The sequence below is a fragment of the Rhodocytophaga aerolata genome, assembly GCF_030503435.1.
GTDB classification, from domain to species: Bacteria; Bacteroidota; Bacteroidia; order Cytophagales; family 172606-1; genus Rhodocytophaga; species Rhodocytophaga aerolata.
Map to the genome: position 1 here is coordinate 115977 of NZ_JAUKPO010000017.1, position 19854 is coordinate 135830.

Sequence of the window (19854 nt, forward strand, 5' to 3'; positions counted from 1 at the left end):
ACAAGCATCATTTTTACAGAGGCAACTGAGTAATTATACTACAGTTCGGATGAAAACCTAATTAATGACTTTCCTACTTTTGTCTACTTAGGCAATAACTTCTTTAATAACCTTACCATGTACATCTGTTAAGCGGAAGTTGCGGCCTTGGAAAGCATACGTTAATCTCTCATGATCCATGCCTAATTGGTTTAAGATGGTGGCTTGTAAATCAAAAACGCTGGTACGCCCACTAATGCCATAATAGCCAATCTCATCAGTTTCGCCATGGGTGTAACCACCTTTGATACCTCCACCAGCCATCCAAACTGTAAAAGCATCCGTATGATGGTCCCGGCCTTTAAAGGCCATCTCTTTCCCCTCCCGATTCTCCTGCATGGGTGTACGGCCAAACTCTGCCCCCCATACCACTAAGGTCTCGTCCAATAATCCTCGCATTTTCAGGTCCTGTAGAAGAGCTGCTACTGGCTTATCAATAGTGTGGCACAAGTTACCGAATCCTTTATCCAGCGCATTATTGGGATCATTACCGTGGGAGTCCCAGCCCCAGTCAAATAGTTGCACAAACCGCACGCCTTTTTCCACAAGCCGCCGGGCTAGCAGACAATTATTGGCAAAAGAAGCTTTACCTGGCTGAGTGCCATACAAATCATGAATGTACGCAGGCTCTTTATTAATATCCATTACTTCTGGTACAGAAACCTGCATGTTAAAAGCCATTTCGTACTGCGAAATTCTGGAGATGGTTTCGGGATCTTTCATTTCCTGGTAATGCAATTGATTTACTGCATTAATGGTTTCTATTGATTTCTTACGCAAATCACGGCTCATTCCGGCAGGATCACCCACATATAAAACTGGTTCACCATGCTGCCGACATTCCACTCCTTGATAAACCGTGGGTAAAAACCCGCTGCCATAACCGGCTTTACCGGCATCCGGAGCCTTGCCTCCGGAAAGCAACACGATAAAACCTGGCAGATTTTCATTTTCTGAGCCCAGACCATAGGTGGCCCAAGCCCCTATACTAGGCTTGCCAAGGCGGGCATTACCAGTTTGCATCAGTAGTTGGGCAGGTGCGTGATTAAACTGGTCGGTATACATAGCTTTGAGAAATGAAACCTCGTCAACCATTTTACTAAATTCAGGTAAGTGTTGCGACACCCAGGCACCAGATTGTCCGAATTGTTGAAATTTTGCCTGAGGTCCAAGCATTTTGGGTACGCCTTTAATAAAGGCAAACTTTTTACCTTCCAACAGCGAAGGTGGGCAATCCAGGCCATTGAGTTTTTGTAGCACAGGTTTGTAATCGAACAGTTCCAATTGGGAAGGTGCACCGGCCATATGCAGGAAAATAACTGACTTGGCTTTTGCTGGAAAATGCGGCTCTAAAGGCATAAAAGGTTTGCTTAGGTCACGAACCAGCCCACCTGTCGGTGATGATGAATCATTACCGGATTTTAGCCAGTTACAACCAATCAAAGATGTTAAAGCTGCTGCTCCTAATCCAGTCATACATTTCCAGAGAAAATGCCTGCGTGTCTGATATTCGGCCTTGCGTACCTGTGCTTCTTCAAAAATATTCATGGTGCAACTATTAATTTTGTTTTAATTATTCCTTATTGCCAGAAAGTATTTGAGACCACAAAATGGAATTAGTCAACAAATGCCTTTGGGGTATAAATCTTTCAGATGTTCAACTACCTACTATTTGGTAGAAAATTTCTACAGAAACTCATTCTTTCATTACAAACTCATCCAGGTTTAAAATCGCATTAGCTACCAATGTTAAAGCGGCCAGCTGGGGTGGGTTTCTATTGGTTGAGTAAGTTTCTTTGCCCAAAAATGAAACTACCTGATGAGGATTTTGCTTGTAAAAAGTATCCGCCTCATGGTAAAATTTAGTCAGCAATTTTAGTTTGGCTTCCGGTACCTGACGGAAAAGAGCAGAATAGTATCCTGCTGCAATCTGTTTTTCAGGAACTTCTTCAGCCATCTGCATTTTTTGAGCTAAACCACGGGCTGCCATCAAATATACTGTGTCATTCAAGGTAACCAGGGCTTGCAAGGGTGTATTGGTCCGGATACGTCTGGAAACGCATATCTCGCGACCAGCCGCATCGAAGGTAAGTAAGGAGGGATACGGACTTGAACGACGCCAGAAAGTATAGATAGCCCGCCGGAAAGCATCTTCTCCAGGACTGGTTTCCCATTTCATATCGCTGTATACTACCTTCCATACTCCCTCGGGTTGCATAGGCATGACACTCTTCCCATACATCTTTTGGCTCAGCAAACCGCCTACAGATAATGCCTGATCCCGGACTTGCTCCGCCGTGAGACGAAAACGGGGCCCCCTGGCAAGCAGTCGGTTAGCCGGGTCCTTCTCAATCAGCTCCGGAGAAGTAACAGACGATTGGCGGTAGGTATGGGATAAAACCATCAATTTAAGGAGTTTTTTTACTTGCCAGCCTTGTTGGCGCTGAAAGTTCATCGCCAGCCAATCTAGCAGTTCGGGATGGGAAGGCTGGGTCCCTTGCGAGCCGAAGTCTTCCATACTCTCTACCAGGCCATATCCAAAAAGCTGCTCCCAAAAACGGTTTACCGTTACACGTGCCGTGAGTGGGTTTTCCGGGCTCACCAGCCATTGCGCCAGGCCCAAACGATTTTTAGGATAAGAGTCAAATGATGGCAATATTTCCGGTGTTCCTGGCTGTACTTCTTTTCCTTTAGTCAGCCAGTTGCCCCGGTCAAACATATGGGTACGGCGCCTAAATTCTGCCGGGTTCTCCTGCATAACAGGCGTTTTTTCGGCATTGGCATTCAAAAGCTGCAGCAGCGTTTCTTTAGCTTTAGCGTACTCTGCTTTGTCAATTGTTTGAGGCAAGTCAGTAAACAAAATCCAGTCTATCTGGAAAACATAATCCTGGGCGTTTTTCAAGCTTGAGTTCTGGAATACAAAATATAAATCGTGCTTACCCGATGTTTGTTTAATTGAAATGATTTCCCGTTGTGCAGGTTGCCGCTTCCCATTCACTGATTGAGGTACTTTATATTCTGCCAGTATTTCTCCATCTAATCGGTCTTTCCGGATTTTGAGCGTACCACCATTACGAGTCGATATATTTAGAATAAGGTTTGTTTTGCCAGTTAAATCTATTCCTTTCAGACGGGCAAAACCATCATGGCCACCACCTAAATATTTCCCATCGATTAAAGCCGCATTTGTAAGCTGGTCAAACGTATGGGGATGTATCTTCGGTTCACCAATCCGCACCAGACTTTCCATTCGGTCTAGTTCCTGTTGTTGCTGCGTAGGGGGCAATGCCTGCTTTACCCAATCTTTAAGTTGAGTTATTTTAAGCTCATCGGCCGGATCAAAATGTACTAGCGTGGGAGCTTCACTGGGAACATCCTCATCCCGGGTGTTGTCAAAAAATGCCATCGACTGATAAAATTCCTCGTGTTTAATGGGATCATAAGGGTGGCTGTGGCATTGTACGCAACTCATGGTAACGCCTTGCCATACTTCCCAAGTATTGCTTACCCGGTCCAGCAGCGCTGCCGTACGGAATTCTTCATCATCCGTGCCACCCTCATCATTATTAGCAGTGTTGCGATGGTATGTAGTGGCAATAAGTTGTTCTTCGGTTGGCTGTGGCAACAAATCACCAGCCAGTTGTTCAATGGTGAATTCACTAAATGGTTTGTCTTCGTTAAAAGATTTGATTACATAATCACGATAGCGCCACACATTTCTGTACTGGTCTTTTTCATAGCCTTTCGTGTCAGAATAGCGGGCCATATCCAACCACATTGCAGCCCACCGTTCACCAAAATGCGGAGAGGCCAGCAAACGGTCTACTTGTTTCTCGTAAGCCTGGGAAGATGTATCATTTGTAAAAACCTGCACTTCTATTTCTGTAGGAGGCAACCCAGTTAAATCAAGGCTTAGCCTGCGCAGTAAAACAGATTTTGAAGCTTCCGGCATTGGGGTAAGTCCCTGTTGTTGAAGCTTTGCCCAGATAAAATTGTCTATTGGATTGATAGCCTTGCCCGAAGTATCAGCAGGTACCGATGGCTTCTGCGGTGCAATATATGCCCAGTGTTTGGACCAATGTGCCCCTTGTTTTATCCATTCTTTAAGCTTGGCTATTTCCTCAGTAGATAAAGGTTGCGCGTGATAGGGCATCCGTTCTTCAGTATCCTGGGAAGTAAGGCGGCGCATGAATTCACTGTTGTCAGGGTCTCCGGGAATAATAGCTGGCTTTCCTGAATCTGTTTTGCGTAAGGCATCCTCCCTGGAAAACAGACTAAAGCCGGCGCTTTCCTTTACACCTCCATGGCACGAAATACATTTGGTATTTAGAATTGGCCGGATGTCAGCATTAAAATCTATGGAGTCTGAAGGTTGCCTGGTACAGCTAAGGTAAGCTGTAACGGCTATTAAGAGGATCGATAAAGATGTATAAAAATATTTACCGAGCATTATATATAAAATTAGAAGTTACTTAACAATTGTGCTGCACACCTTACCCAAAACTTATTAATTTAAAGGCTGGGAGTCTATAAAGGTAACATAATGATTATAATCATTATAATTATTATACAATATTACCTCCTTATGTGAGGTTAAACAATAGAGATAAATGGGGTAATGATGGATGTTTTTATTATCCAATTACTAATCATGCTCAGAGGACAGCCTCATTAGAAATAGGTTTCTTTGAAATTCAGGCAAGAATAGAAACTTAACTTGTTATTGAAATTTAATTTTCATACAGTCTCTAATTTCTTCTGTTTTCTTTAAGTTGCTAACTATTTTAGGGGAAGGTAGGCCGGTGAGCCATCTTGTGCTACCCTCTCTTTTAATAATTTTTCGTAGAGATTCCAGGGGGACTCGTCCGGAAAAAAAATGACGATTTTAGATTGATAAAAAATGAAATTTCAATAACAGATATAGCTTGACAAAAGTAAAATATTTCTTTTTTTGTACACTTGAATACTGATTTAACTTGACAATAAAAACATAATAGTTTTATCAGCCTATAGCCTGGGAAGACTTTTAGCTTCTGAAAAACTCATCTTCATTATGAGTTAAAAAAGCATGAATAAATCTCCAACTATTAGAAAAGTACAGGTTGTGATTATAAAAAGAACTCTAAATTTGTCATTCATTAAAATGCTGTTTCAGTCTAATAAGCGCATTAGTTTTGTTTTTTTGAGAATATCACACATATTGATGCATGGATAAAAAATATGGCTGTTCCGAAAAACATATTGCTCATTATACCAGTTGCAGAACCCCTAAATCTATAGAAATCAATGGCGACCTGGAGAAACCGGTTTGGCAAAGAGCCCAGAAATCACCCCGGTTTGTAGATATGGTAACAGGAGAACCCGGCTTTTTTGATACTAGGTCTGCAGTGCTGTGGGATGATCAAAACTTGTATATAGCTTTTTGGGTGGAAGAACCTTTTGTACAGGCGCACCTCACCGAGCGGGATTCTTTGATCTTTAATGAGAATGACATTGAAGTGTTTATAGATGGTGACGATGCATATTATGAGTTTGAAATCAATGCTTTAGGAACAGTTTATGAAGTGTTTTTCATCTGGCGGGATGCCTACAAAAAAGGTTCGAAGTTCGATGTGCCGGAGTTCGACTTAATTGATCAGAAAGCCTTATCCTTTGGCGGAAATGAAGACCGCATGGCCGATTCCTTCTGGCATGGCCGCCATCCCCGCAAAACCAGGTGGGCTTTTATTAACTGGGATTTTCCTGGTATGCAATCTGCCGTACGGGTGCAAGGTACGATTAATGATAACACTGATATAGACAAAGGCTGGACAGTAGAACTGGCGTTTCCCTGGGCGGGGATGAAATCTTTAGCCAATGGCCGGTCTTTACCCCCCAAAGATGGAGATACCTGGCGGCTTTTTCTGGGCAGATTCCAGAAACTCACCCCCAGCGGACAGGAAGTAAACCCTCATCCGGCATGGGCCTGGAACAGACACGGCGTATATGATACCCACTTGCCTGAATGCTTTACCTATATTCATTTCTCGGATAAGATTATTTAAAACGGAAAGCCTTGAATCTATAGATTCAAGGCTTTCCGTTTATACTTTGTCTAATGTTCAGATGTTTAATTCATCAGTCCCTTTATCTTTTCTACCTCTACCTGAATAGCCGGCTGGCATGCATTACTTGTCATGTAGTGGCGCAGGCTATAAAGCAATTGCCTGGCTTCCGGTCGTTTATCCTGGTCAGCAAGTAGGTCGATACCCGACACGAGGAGTTTTCCTTTTCCTACCATGCATTCAAAAAGCAGACCGAGCGGCTGGGCCGTTACCCAATCGTCAATCACCCGGACAATCGGCTTCAGATCGGGAGCTACAGCATCCAGGCGGATGGCACTCGAATGACTCATGGCATCCCACCATTGCCAGTTACTATGATATTCTGTTGGAAAAGCTTGCAGGGCTGGGTGACTGGGGTCGCAAAGAATACCTAGAGTATTTGGTGCCTGGCCATTTGTCCAGGCGGTGTTCCAGAAGATGCTGGAGAATCCGATTTTTACATCTCCTCCTTTATCTGGCTTAATGGATCCTTTTTTTGGCGTAAGCAACACATTGCCACCCTTGCGGAGTACTTTAAGCGCTCTTTCATCCAATTGCTGGGTAATTAGAATATTGTCATTGCCGGTGGGAAGGGTGGAGGGATAGACAAAAAGATCCCAGGTATTTTGGTAGTTGCCAATGGCTACTGTCAGCACCAGCTTACCAGGTTGAATGATTGACGTGAGGGACTGCTTGATCTCTCCTAGCTTAATGGCATTTCCAAGCGCAATATTCGTCTTGGCAAGCTGTCCGCCCAATACTGTTTTTCCGGTGGCATCAGATAGGGTCCAAGATGGAATTACTTCCTGTAGTTCGCTTTCCCCAAAATGAGCTACTTCCACAGGTATACGTAGTTCTTCATTATTCAGGTATATCATTTTGGGAAGTCGGGCCAATGGAACTGTTGTATTACAGAAGCGGCTGTATTCCTTGCCAGTGATATAACCTTTGTCTTCCCAGAAAGGATTGAGTACACCTACCAGTGCTGTGCCCTGTCCTGGAAAATCATGTAAATCCAACAGCTGGAATCCGCCGAAGCCAGGCGTGCGCAGAGCCGCTTCAATATCTGCCTTATAACACAGCGCCTGCAACTTGCCCGAAGCCAGCAAAAAACTATCTGCTAGGCTGGCCATACCATGATCCCGTAATTTTTCCTGGAATATTTCAAAATTCTTGGCTTTAAGTACCCCATTGTACTTGGCGATTTCTTTAAAATCGGGATACACGCACCACTGACCAATTTCATGGCTTACCGTAGGGTGCTGCCACTTGGCTATGGTATCAGACCAGTCGTAATTGCTACTCGGCGGCTGGCTGTTAATAATGCTTTTTAGTCCGGCTCCCCACGCTTGAATCCGCGGATCTGGCGTGCTGTTATAGTCACTCTCAGAAGTGACCGGCCATCCGGCAGCTGTTGTATACAGCAGACGCGGGTCTTTCTCCTGCCATTGTTTTACAAAATTGGTTAGGTATTTTACGTGGTTTTTGCCGGCAGGCTCATTTCCGTAGGTCAGCATACAAAAAGAAGGATGATTACCATATGCCTTTACCATGCGTTCGCTTTCAGCGTAAATGTACTGATCTAATGGACTTCCATCGCCAATGGTAGCCCCTTGGTTTGCCCAGGAACTACTTTCCAGTTGTAGGTAAAATCCTGCCTGGTCGGCGGCTTCAAAAGCTGCTTTGGGTGGACACCAGGAGTGAAAACGCATGTGATTCAATCCATAGGATTTACACACTTCAAATATGCGTGTCCAGGATGCTACGTCTGTAGGCGGATAACCAGTTTTTGGAAAAATAGCGCATTCCAAAGTGCCACGCAAAAAGGTAGGACGACCATTAATGGTAAACTGGGTGCCTGTTGTTGCAAACTCACGCATCCCAAAAGATGTTTCTTTCTCATGTACTATTCCTTTGCCAGTTGTGAGTTTAACTTGTAATGAATAGAGGTTGGGCTTAAATTCATCCCAAAGCAAGGGTGCTGCTCCCATGGGATAAACCAATTCAAGTACCGTACTATCTCCGGTTAAATTTACTTCTTTACGCAGTGGAGTTAATTTTTCGGCTTGCGGATTAGTGGAGGTAGCTAGCAATTCAATACTAGCTTTTCCCGGTTTACCGGCAGGTCGCCGAATCGTTACTTTGGCGGTAATTTGCTTGTTCTGGAGATCCGGATATACTTGTACCTCTTGAATCGAAACAACCGGACGGGTAGCCAGGAATAGTTGCCCTACCATGCCATTCCAGTTACTTTGCGTATGATCGGATATGCTATGTGAGTTTTGTCCTACATTGAACTCTTTTACCCGGTTATCAATGCGAATGGTGAGTTGGTGGGTTCCGGGTGCTAATGATTCAGTTAGGTCAAATATGTGCGGTGTGCCTAAGCTGTTTTGCATACCTATAGGTTTATTGTCCACCCAAAGGGTAGTTTCCCAGTGACTACGTTCAATAAAGAGCTCAATGCCTTTTCCTTTCCAGGTGTTGGGAATGGTGACGGTTTTCTGGTACCAGGCGGGGCCTTTGTAATACTTCACAGGTTGCAACCAGAAGGGCACTTTAATATTACCTGGTTGCCGGTATTTTGCGTATTCTGGGTTTTTAAAATAAGCCGAATCGAAAATGCTGCCAGTCCAGGGCGTTTCTAAACTAATATCATACCCTTTGTCATTAGAAGCCATGGAGCCGGGAAGTCGTATATTGTCTTTTAGTTTTTTTGTAAACCATTCTCCCTGTACACCTTCATCCTGCGGATCTATGCCAAAAGCCCACTCTCCCGAAAGGTCTATTTTCTCATTGTTTTGAGCATACGCAGAAACAAAAGATAAAATGCAAAGCTGACAAATCCAGAAGACGATGTTCAGTCTATAATTTTTGGGTGTTTTTCTCATGATAAAGGAGTTAATAAGCGGCTTATAAAAATATTTATATGCGATTCAGCTACGACCAGCATTGTAAAAGGCAGTGTTGTGTTAACGTAGGCTGTACTGTTTATCAATAAAATTTTGCAGCAGTTGCCTGTGCACAATTGCTCCCTGGTGCGCTGTATCCATAGCGAGCACCTGATCTAAATGGGCTTTTGCTTCCTGAATTTGGCCTTCTCCAAGTTTCCCCAGGCCAATCAGGTAGTGGCAATGAATCTGGTTACGCTTGGTCAAGTCATCGTCGAATATCATCAGGTCGGGCAAAGACACTGCAAAGAAATCAATTTTTACCTGGTCATCCATATGTGTAATGCCATAGGAAATCAGGTTTTGGAAGCGTTTCTTAGCCTCCTGAACATGGCCTAGTTTAAGGAGTGCCTGCCCCTGGTAAAATATCTTATCAGGCGATTGATCGTTGTAAAAAATGGCAGGCGCAGGTTCAGAAATGCCTACTGCTGCTTTCTCCCAGTAGAACATAGCTTTTTCCTGGTTGCCCAATCCCTCATATGCACACCCTAACCAGTAATGGATGTCATTTTCCTGCGCACCGTACAGCTTGCCTTCTCCCAAATTAGTTGGATAGACTTCTGCCTTTTGGAGTAGGGTGATTGCCTGCTGATACTGATCTTCCGTAATCGCCTGTTTGGCTAATTCCACATGTACCTGAATGTACTGTCCCGACACCTTTCCTTCGCCGCCTTCCCAGGGGTGGAAGGTACGTGAAGCTAATAATTTGGCAGCTTCCGTATGCTTACCTGTCAGATTATGCAGGGTCACATACTCAATAAAAAGATCGTCCCGGTCTTGTATTAGCTCGGGATAGCTATTCAGGAAGGCAAACCGTGTTTCTACCGGACGGTTTAATCGTTTATGTAACTGGTCTAGTTCAAACAAAATACGGGAGTCGCTCCGGTCCAATGAGAAAGCTTTTTCGAAGGAGTCCAGGGCTTTATGTACTTGTGCCAGACGGTTAAAGTAGGCAATACCCAGATTCCTGTGCACGGTTGGAAATTCATCAAAAATCTCTCTGGACTTTTCCCAGGCAGCTATTGCTTCTTGGTATTGCCGCTTGTCGTACCAGAGGTTGCCCAGGCAATACCATGCTTTGTAATCCTGTGGATTGAGTTCGGCTGCTTTGCGCAGCACAGCAATGTCTTCCAGGTGATTGGGAAATACCCTGTCAGGACTACAGGCAAAGCCCTTTGCAGCTAATTTGCGTGCCTTTTGAGATTGACCAGACAGACCGTAGAAATAAGCAAGATAGTAGAAAGTCAGCGGATGTGTATCCGTAGCGGTGATTCGTTCGATTAGTTCAATAGCTTCGGCATACAAACCGGCCTGGGCATAATCAAGCGCAACCTGGATGTAACTGTGGCTATTATTCCGCATCTGATGAAGAAGTTTATGCAAGGCATCTGCGGCTGCCCCGGTTTCACCTTTTGCTTCCAAAATCAGGTATAACTCATTACCGGAGGCAAAATCAAAAGAATCAATGGCTAATGTTTCCCGTACAAAAGTTTCTGCTTCCTGTGGCCGGCCTAATTTCCGCAAGGCAACAGTCTTTAGGTGACGGGCTTTAAAGCCATGGTAATTCCGTATTACAGAATGTGTAGCCGATTGGAGAGCTTGGGTAAAATTGCCTCTTTGCATATCTATCCGGGCCAGTTGCAGGTAGGCATTGTCCTGCCAGGCAGCATTCCAGGTAGCTTTGTAGAAAGCTGTATAGGCTTCATCCCATTTTTTCTGATATAGCAGCGACAATCCCAGGTTGTATAGAGGTTCGCCATCATAGGGATTGGGGTTATGCCGGGTCATTGTGTCAATGGCTTTCCGGAAGAAAGGTTCTGCTTTCGCAAACTGGCCTCGTCGTAGATAGCAACGGCCTAAGGCATTGTTACTTCGTACATCAGCCGGGTCTCGGCGAAGGGCTTCTTCATAGTACGCTACAGGCGAATAGGAGGCATGGCGATACTGTTCCAGGTGCAATCCCGCTAGATATAGGGCTTCATTGGTAGCAATGTCTTTTGGTTCGCCAATAGGTATTGCCGGTTCCGGAATGGCTTCGTCCTTAGGGATTACAGGAATATAACTTACAAGTTCCCGGCCTGAACTGTTAGTTACAGAAATTTGTAACTGCTCCGGTTTTATTCCATCGGGCAAGGGTACACTTTTTTTGTACGTCTGAGTTGGAGAAAGATCAACTGTATCCTGCAATAACACTTCTTCTCCATTTAAAAACTGCACAACTATCCCCATCTGTGGGGAGGTAAGGTATACCTGTACGATAGCTTGGTTACCTTCTATTTCGAGGTTTACGGCTGCTTCGGTGGTGGCATTCTTCACATATCCAATATTTTTGTAGGGCATGAAAAACTGCGTAAACTGCCTTTCCTCATTAGGCATAATCCAGCTGAAGTCGGGCTGATTATCCGTGAAAACGCCCACCATCAGCTCAAAGTAGGGTCCATCTTCGTCGGTAAGCTGGCGGTCCCAGGCTTGCCCGAATTCTCCACAACCCCAGGTCCACTGTTTTTTACCTGGGGAAATATGGTGGTTAGCTACGTGCAGCAAACCTGCCTTTTTGCTGTGATGGTAGCCACCTACGAAATCAAAGGCTGAATTCACAGCCATATAGGAAGTAGGTACCAGAATGTTCTGGTAGCGGGAAATATCCGTTCCTGGAGAGTAGTCTACCTTGTAATAGGTCCCCGTAGCAATAGGGAAAGAAGACACGTCCCGCTTCCCGTGATCATAGACCGCATGTACATCAGGAGGAAATACCGACTGGTAGTGTTCATCTACATGCACCGCCGGATTGGCCCACCACAAAAACGTTTGCGGGAGTGTAGTCCGGTTATAAAGTTTTCCAGTAATTTCCAGGTAAGCTTTATCTGGGTACAAAGTAAAACCAGCCATTCCTTTAGTACCGAACATTTTTTCAATTTCGCTCACCCATACCGTTTTGCTGCCATCCGGATTTTCTTCGATACTGTAATCTACCGGATCGAAGGTGCTGGGGCGGTGATGCTGCGGCCAGTTAAATTCAATGCCGCCCGAAATCCATGGTCCGGCCAGTCCTACCAGAGCAGGCTTAATTACCCGGTTATAGTATACAAAGTGGTAGTCATTGGTTTTGTCATAGGCCATCTGAATCCGTCCTCCCAGTTCTGGCAAGATCATGATTTTGAGGTATTCGTTTTCGAGAAACAATGCTTTATAAGACTTGTCTTCTTTTTCATCGTACACCTTGTCAATCACAGGATGCGGATAGACAACCCCACTACTGCCCTGATACACCCGCTTCTCTAAGAACATCGGATTTTTATCAGGTATACCAACTTTATATGTGGGAATGATCACTGTTTCTTCCCAAGATTTTACTTCTGAAAGGCTCTTGTTCAACATGGGCAAATGATGACTAAATTACACTTGAATTATAGATGAAGGCCTGATCCATATGCCTGCAATTAATGTGGGGTAAATACACCTTCCAGCTCTTCTAATGATTTGCCTTTCGTCTCCCGCACTTTTGCTGATATATATAGAAATCCTAGCAAGCAAATACCCGCATATAGCCAGAATGGTCCGTAGGTACCCAGTTTTTCAGCCAGGATGGGAAAGGTAAACACCAGTACAAAATAGGCCCCCCATAAGGCTACTATGGCAACTGAAGAAGCAAGCCCCCTGATTTTATTCGGGAATATTTCGGAGATAATTACCCAGGTAACCGGAGCTAAAGTCATTGAATAGGTACTGATAGCAGCTAAGACAGCCAAAGAAACCAGGCCGGGAGCCGCCTGCCGCTGAAGCAGGGTTGCCAGCACCACATACAATACTGCCAAGCCTAAGGCACCAAACCGCATCAGTGGGCGGCGGCCGAGTTTATCTACCTGCCACATGGCCACAAGCGTAAAAAGCAGATTTACTGTACCAATGGCTACTGTTTCAAATAGCTGCTGATTCAGTGAGGCACCCACAGATTCAAAGATGGTGGAGGTATAATTAAATACCACGTTGATGCCGCATAACTGCTGAAAAATAGCCAGGATAATTCCTACCTGAACGGCAGGCCGTACACTTTTGTGAAATACATCCCGGTAAGATTGCTTTGTACGCATTCCAGTCAGAGAAACTTTAATATCTTCAAACGTATCTTCTACAAATCTTCTGTTTCCGATTTTGGACAGTACTGCCTGTGCACGGTCTGGATGGCCTGCTTTTACAAGCCACCGTGGGCTTTCTGGCAACCATAGTACCCCAATGAGAAACAACACAGATGGCAAGGCACCAAGTCCGAACATCCATCGCCAGGCATCCGGACCACTATCAGCCAGAAAATAATTCACCAGGTTGGTCACCAGAATACCAGTTACAATGGTAAGCTGATTGATGGCTACATTGCGGCCACGGATGGAAGAAGGAGAAATTTCTGCAATATACATGGGCGACAGCATGGAAGCCATCCCTACCCCAATGCCGGCAATAAAGCGCATGAGCGAAAAAATGGATAATCCTGGGGCGAGTGCCATGCCAAGCGAAGACAGTGCAAAGATGCCGGCAGCCATCATGAGTCCCGGACGGCGGCCTAGTCGATCAGCTAACGAACCAGCTACCAGACATCCTACCATGCAACCCAATGCCAGAGTGCCTGTCAGAAAGCCTTCCCACCAGGCATTTAAACTGAATTCAGCCCGTAAAAAAGGCAGTGCCCCTGCAATTACTGCAAAATCGAATCCGAACAAATAACCGCCCAGAGCCGAAATAAAGGATATGCGAATGATATAGGCACTATTAAATGACTGAGCAAGGCTTTTCATTTGCTAATTATTTTTCAATTATTTCTTGCAAAAATGCTAAGCTATGACGTAAGTTTAAATAGTATTTCTCATGAAAATGATGGATAAAATTATTCTGCTTAGCCATGCGTAAAAAAGAAGGTTTTGAAGGACAGCGTTCGTATATCCTTCCTGAACCCTTGTTACAGGAAGTAGAGAAGCATCCTCTTTGCCAAGGTTTGCTCATCACTGATATTGGCTATTATCCCAAAGCCCGGTTTCATAACCGTGAGCGCCGGAAAGGAAGCAGGCAACATGTACTGATCTATTGCATACAGGGAGAAGGCTGGTACCAGGTGCAAGACCAGAAATATAGTGTCAAACCGAACCAACTATTTATTTTACCAGCCCACTTAAGCCACAAATACGGAAGCTTTAACCAGAATCCCTGGACCATTTACTGGCTACATTTTACCGGGTGGCATGCCAGTAGTTTTTTAGAGTATCTATATAATAATGATAACTATTCTCCTTTAACCGTGGTGCCCAATGAGGAACGGTTCCGCTTGTTTGAGGATATTTATTCTCACCTGATTATGTCCTTCAATCTGGATAATATTATCTATGCCAACAATTGCCTGTATCCTTTTCTAGTGTCATTCCGGGAGTCTGTATATAAACATGCCATTAGGGAAGAACAGGGCGATGTAGTGCAGCAGTCGATTGAATTTATGAAAGGGCATCTGGATCAGAAATTTACCTTGCAGCAGCTTGCCGAGCAGGTTGGCCTTTCTGCATCACATTATTCAGCCATATTTCGCCAAAAAACACAAAATTCTCCTGTTAATTTCTTTATGTTCCTCAAGATCCAGTGGTCTTGCCAGTTGCTGGAGAATACGAACCTGAGAGTGAAAGAAATCGCCCACCAGATCGGTTTTGATGATCCGTATCATTTTTCCCGGGTGTTCAGCCAGTTTATTGGTCTTTCTCCCCAGCAATTCCGGACCACTGAAAAGGCATAATAGCTCTTCTGTAGATGGATTTTAGCCTGAATCTTGTTAGTGTTATGTAAAGCAGACTATGTACCGTTTCGCTATCAGCTTGATCCAGAGCACTATCCTTTTATAGAATTCATACCCGCATTTATTGCTTATGTTTTTGATTATTATTTTTGTCCAGATTATTATTAAATAATCACCATAAAATCATCCATCATTAACAGAATTCTCTCTATTGATTTACTGCCTAAATGCCTTCAACTTTGTTTGTAAACTTTTAAATAATTGATTGTATTTTCTAAATACATTAATTGTTTCTATTCTCTTTTAATTTAATCTTTTAACCCCTAACCTTTATGCACTATTATTTACGGTATCTGTTTACAGTCTGTCTAGTGGTTTTTGTCGGGTTTACGGCCTTCGCACAAACACCCCTTACCGGGCGGGTGGCTGACGAGAAAAATGAAGGAATTCCCGGTGCTTCTATTTTGATAAAGGGCACTACCCGCGGCACTATTACCGACCCACAGGGTAGCTTCAGCATTAATGCTGCTAATGAAGATGTGTTGGTATTTAGTTATTTAGGGTATGAAACCCAGGAAATCACTGTTGGCAACCGTACTACATTCTCAGTTAAGCTAAATCCTGATGTACGTAGCCTGCAAGAAGTGGTAGTCGTAGGATATGGAACCGTTAAAAAGAGTGATTTAACCGGTTCTGTTTCTTCTATCCGATCAGAAGCTATCAAAGAAATGCCCGTAGTATCAGTAGACCAAGCTATACAGTCGCGGGCTCCTGGGGTACAGGTAACGCAAACCTCTGCGGCACCAGGTGGTGGTATTTCCATCCGGGTACGGGGAGCCAATTCCATCAACAGCGGCAGCGAACCTTTGTACGTGATTGATGGATTTCCAATGTATCCTGATAATGATGCCATCGGAACAAGTGGCAACCGCCGCTCTACCAATGCGATGGCTACTATTAACCCCAATGAAATTGAATCCATTGAAATTCTCAAAGATGCCTCCGCTACTTCTATTTATGGTTCCAGGGGAGCTAATGGGGTGGTACTGATTACTACTAAGCGTGGTAAAGAAGGGCAAAGCAGCGTTGATTATGAGGGTTCATACTCAGTGCAGAATATTGCCCGCAATATTGATGTACTCAATGGTGCCGAATATGCCCGTTATATTAATTTGCTGGAACAAAGCCAGGGTGGTAGCCCTCGTTATACAGATGCGCAGATTAGTCAAATAGGCGCGGGTACTAACTGGATGGATGTTGTCTCACAAAGTGGGAGGCTGTCTAACCACCAGCTTTCCTTTACCGGTGGCACCAAAAGCATGCGCTATGCCTTTGTGGGTAATTACCTCGATAATAAAGGCATTATCCAGAATACTTTTTTCAGGCGCTATGGATTCCGTATGAATCTTGATAATGACTTTCTAAACGGCAAAGCAACCCTTAGCAACAGTTGGTCTTACAACCGGACGGGGAGCAGCAATGTACCTACAGACCGTGGCGGACCGGGAGGTATCATTATCACAGCTCTGGGCCTGGACCCCACCATTCCGGTATACAACCAGAGCGGCCAATATAATTACCCCAGTTACGATCAGCGATTTACTATAAATCCCCTGGCTGAAGCACTCCAGGGATACGACAGGGACAATGCCAATCGTCTCTTTGGTACTTCAGCTATAACATTTCATATTCTGGAGGGACTGAATTTTAGGACAAGTCTTGGAGCTGATGTGGTGAGTGCCAGCCGGAATACCTTCTACAATAGCTTCACGTTTACCGGCCGTCAGTATGACCGGCAGCTGGAGAAGGCCAACAGAAATGTCACTAACCTGCTCAATGAAAACATAGTAACTTATAACCGGGAGATTCTGCCAGGGCATACCCTTGATGTAACGTTGGGCTATACCTATCAGCAAGAACGCAACCTGTTTGAGGCAAATACTACCAGGGGGCTTCCATCTGATGATGTTTCTTCAGTGAATATGCAGAATGGTAGTAAGCCGCAAATACCAGTTTCAGGCCGCACTGACTGGGAACTGCAATCGCTGCTTGGCCGTATTAATTATAACCTGAAGGATAGGTACCTGATGACTATAACCGTGCGTCGGGATGGTTCATCAAAGTTTGGTCCCAACAACAAATGGGCTACTTTCCCGTCTGCAGCGCTGGGCTGGCGGGTAGGTAATGAAGAATTCTTCAAAAACTCATTTATGAGCACTGTTTTTAATGAATTCAAATTCCGCGGCAGCTACGGTCTTACAGGTAACTCCCAGATTCCGGTATACCGCTCTGTGTCGGGCCTGGTACCCTATAATTATGTGTTTGATGGAACACTAGTGGCCGGGTATGCGCCTAATAGAATTGCCAATCCTGACCTGAAGTGGGAAACAACCTCTATGCTGAACATAGGTTTAGATATGGAATTGTTAAAGAATCGCCTTTCGTTTACAGTAGACGTATTCCGGAATAAAACCACAGACCTATTACTGGATGTGTCAATCCCGCAGAGTACCGGATTTAATACTATTATGCTTAATTCAGGCTCTCTGTTAAACAAAGGGGTAGAGTTTTCTTCTACCTATAAAATTGCCAGTTCAGATGCCTTTTCCTGGGATGTTAGCGGTAACGTATCTGTTTTGCGGAACGAGATTATAGATCTTGGTAGGAGTACTCCTTTCTTTGCTAATAGTACCAGTGGCCACCTTGGGGTATTTGGTAGCTGGGTAGAAGCAGGTAACCCGATTGGCGTATGGAGAGGATACCGATACGTAGGTTTGTTCCAGACGGATGATGAAGGTAAAAGCTACTCAGCTCTTGCCGGCTATCCAAAATACGAAGACGTAAATGGAGATGGTGCATATACTGCTGCTGATTTTGTAAAAATAGGAGATCCCAACCCCAAATTTACCTGGGGCTTAAACTCCAATGCCAAGTTTAAGAATTTCGATTTAGCTATATTCTTCCGTGGGGTACATGGCAACGATGTGCGTAACCTGCAACAGTCAGAGATGGGGGATGGGGTACAAAAAATAAATCAGATATCTACCATATTGCAGGACTCTTGGCGCCCGGATAACCCCAATGCGAGCCGTCCGGTTATTGATGGTCGCCGGGATTTTATATCCTTCCGCCGCTCATCATATTTCATTCAGGATGGCTCATTTATCCGGCTTCAAAACCTGGCTCTAGGCTATACTATACCTATGCAAAACAAATATATCCGGAATGCGCGGGTGTATGTGAGCGGTCAGAATTTATTTCTTATAACTAAGTATAAAGGTTTTGATCCGGAAGTAAATAACCAGGGACAGAACAATCTTAACCGGGGAGATGATTATGATGCTTACCCACGGGCACGCATGTATACCTTAGGGGTAAATCTTGGCTTATAATTTTATTGATTCTTAAAACCGACATCTTATTATGAAAAATATAATTTTTTCCAAAATCAAATACCTGGTAACAATACCCATTGCCATATTTGGACTTGGTTGCTCTGATCTACAGGAAGAACCAGATTTTATCAATCCTGGCACATTCTATAAATCGGCAAAAGAGTTACAAACAGGCGTCAATGCCATATATGACGATTTAGGGATGGGCATCGACTTTAATAACTATTTCTATAACCGTTATGTATTTGAGTGCTTGGTAGGCTACCAGGTTGGGTGGGAGAAAGGTCCCTTGCAATACAACCTTGGTAATATTAACCCAGCAGATGAATACATTGAGCTCTATTGGGGGCAGAGTTACCGGTCAATTAACCGGGCTAATGCAATTATTGAAACAGCTGAAACCTTGAATGATCCAGACAATGCCCAACTGGTAAACCGGCTAAAAGCTGAAGCACAGTTTCTGCGGGCATTCTATTATTATGGTCTGCTCAGTTATTTTGATAACGCACCACTCACTGTGAAATCTACGAAGGGTATTAGCGACTTTCCCTCTAATAATGGCGGCAAACGGGCGCTCATTGACCAGATCTATGCGGATGCCACTGCGGCTGCCGAAGTGTTACCTCCTGCTTATAGTGGTGCCGATAATGGAAGGGCTACCAAATGGGCTGCAAAAGCAATTCTGATGAAGGCCCAGCTATGGGATCAGAAATGGACCGAAGCAAAAGCCACCGCGGAAGATATTGTAAATAATAGTGGCCTGCAACTATTTACAGATTTTGGCCATAACTTTGATGTGCCCCATGAAAATCAGGGGGAGCGTATTTTTGAAGCGCAGATTTCCGCTACTGCCAATGCAAGTGAATACAGTAATCATTCTGCTCATTTCAATCCTGAGGATTACCCCAGTGAATTAGGTGGAGCCGGGTGGAGCTGGCTGAGCGCTACACAGGATTTCCGTGCCTCTTACGACAATAACGACAAGCGGATTGATGCCACCTTCCTTGAAGAGTATCCGACCGGGCGTTTGGGCAAAGTGAACGGAGAGTATCCCATTGTACGCTGGAGCCCGAATGCCGATTATAACTTATCCAGGTTTGGCGGTGTTGTGCGGACTGATGCTAATCCCAATGATCCTTCACAGTTAATTTTCGGCAAAGCCTGGTCAGGTAAGCTAGTAGAACTTGGCACCAACTGGACGAACACAGAACGAAACACTATCTACATCCGGTTAGCCGATGTGTTGCTTGGACATTCGGAAGCCAGCAACGAAAGCGGCCAGGGTGATGCATATATGGGCATTAATATGGTAAGGGCACGTGCCGGTCTTTCTCCATTAAGCGGCCTCAACCAGCAAACCCTACGGGATGCCATTATTAAAGAGCGGATGCAGGAATTTGTTTTCGAACAAGTGATGTACCCTGAGTTGCGGCGCAAAAGTACATTCGGCGGGCAACCAGACTACCTGGGTGATCAGATCAGGCATTTTTCTGCCAAATACAATGTGGGACGTGCTCCAAAAAAACAAGACTACGTATTACCCATTCCGCTCAAGGAAACGCAGGGTAATCCCAATGTGCAGCAAAACCCCGAATGGCAGTAAACTTAATAACTGG

At 44.5% G+C, this 19854-nt stretch carries 9 protein-coding genes; 4 read left to right on the plus strand and 5 right to left on the minus strand.

Going from position 1 to position 19854, the window contains the following annotated elements:
* Positions 1–87: 87 nt before the first annotated feature.
* Together Q0590_RS23595 and Q0590_RS23600 are read right to left on the minus strand one after the other, a co-directional pair.
* Positions 88–1587 carry a DUF1501 domain-containing protein gene (locus Q0590_RS23595; RefSeq protein WP_302040081.1) on the minus strand — a complete coding sequence of 500 codons (1500 nt, stop codon included), beginning with the start codon at positions 1585–1587 and terminating at the stop codon, positions 88–90.
* 148 nt (positions 1588–1735) lie between these two features.
* Positions 1736–4489, minus strand: coding sequence for a DUF1553 domain-containing protein (locus tag Q0590_RS23600; protein ID WP_302040082.1), 2754 nt, complete (start codon positions 4487–4489; stop codon positions 1736–1738).
* 757 nt (positions 4490–5246) lie between these two features.
* On the opposite strand from Q0590_RS23600, the gene Q0590_RS23605 reads away from it, so the two are divergent.
* Positions 5247–6083, plus strand: coding sequence for a carbohydrate-binding family 9-like protein (locus tag Q0590_RS23605; protein WP_302040083.1), 837 nt, complete (start codon positions 5247–5249; stop codon positions 6081–6083).
* 65 nt (positions 6084–6148) lie between these two features.
* Here Q0590_RS23605 and Q0590_RS23610 read toward each other — a convergent pair whose 3' ends face one another.
* From Q0590_RS23610 to Q0590_RS23620, 3 genes are all read right to left on the minus strand, one after another.
* The gene (locus tag Q0590_RS23610; protein ID WP_302040084.1) at positions 6149–9013 is read right to left on the minus strand and encodes a DUF8487 domain-containing protein; all 2865 of its coding nucleotides are present in this window, start codon (positions 9011–9013) and stop codon (positions 6149–6151) included.
* Positions 9014–9094: 81 nt separating this feature from the next.
* Complete coding sequence (locus Q0590_RS23615) at positions 9095–12451, minus strand: DUF5107 domain-containing protein (protein ID WP_302040085.1); 3357 nt, start codon at positions 12449–12451, stop codon at positions 9095–9097.
* A gap of 62 nt (positions 12452–12513) precedes the next feature.
* Positions 12514–13863 (minus strand): sugar porter family MFS transporter, encoded by a 1350-nt coding sequence (locus Q0590_RS23620; protein ID WP_302040086.1) that lies wholly within the window; start codon positions 13861–13863, stop codon positions 12514–12516.
* 104 nt (positions 13864–13967) lie between these two features.
* On the opposite strand from Q0590_RS23620, the gene Q0590_RS23625 reads away from it, so the two are divergent.
* The 3 genes from Q0590_RS23625 (at position 13968) to Q0590_RS23635 (ending at position 19841) form a co-directional block, all read left to right on the plus strand.
* Positions 13968–14843: an AraC family transcriptional regulator gene (locus Q0590_RS23625; RefSeq protein WP_302040087.1), complete on the plus strand. Its 876-nt coding sequence runs from the start codon at positions 13968–13970 to the stop codon at positions 14841–14843.
* 332 nt (positions 14844–15175) lie between these two features.
* Positions 15176–18235, plus strand: coding sequence for a SusC/RagA family TonB-linked outer membrane protein (locus Q0590_RS23630; protein WP_302040088.1), 3060 nt, complete (start codon positions 15176–15178; stop codon positions 18233–18235).
* 31 nt (positions 18236–18266) lie between these two features.
* Positions 18267–19841, plus strand: a complete 1575-nt coding sequence (locus Q0590_RS23635) for a RagB/SusD family nutrient uptake outer membrane protein (RefSeq protein WP_302040089.1) — start codon at positions 18267–18269, stop codon at positions 19839–19841.
* Positions 19842–19854: the final 13 nt, after the last annotated feature.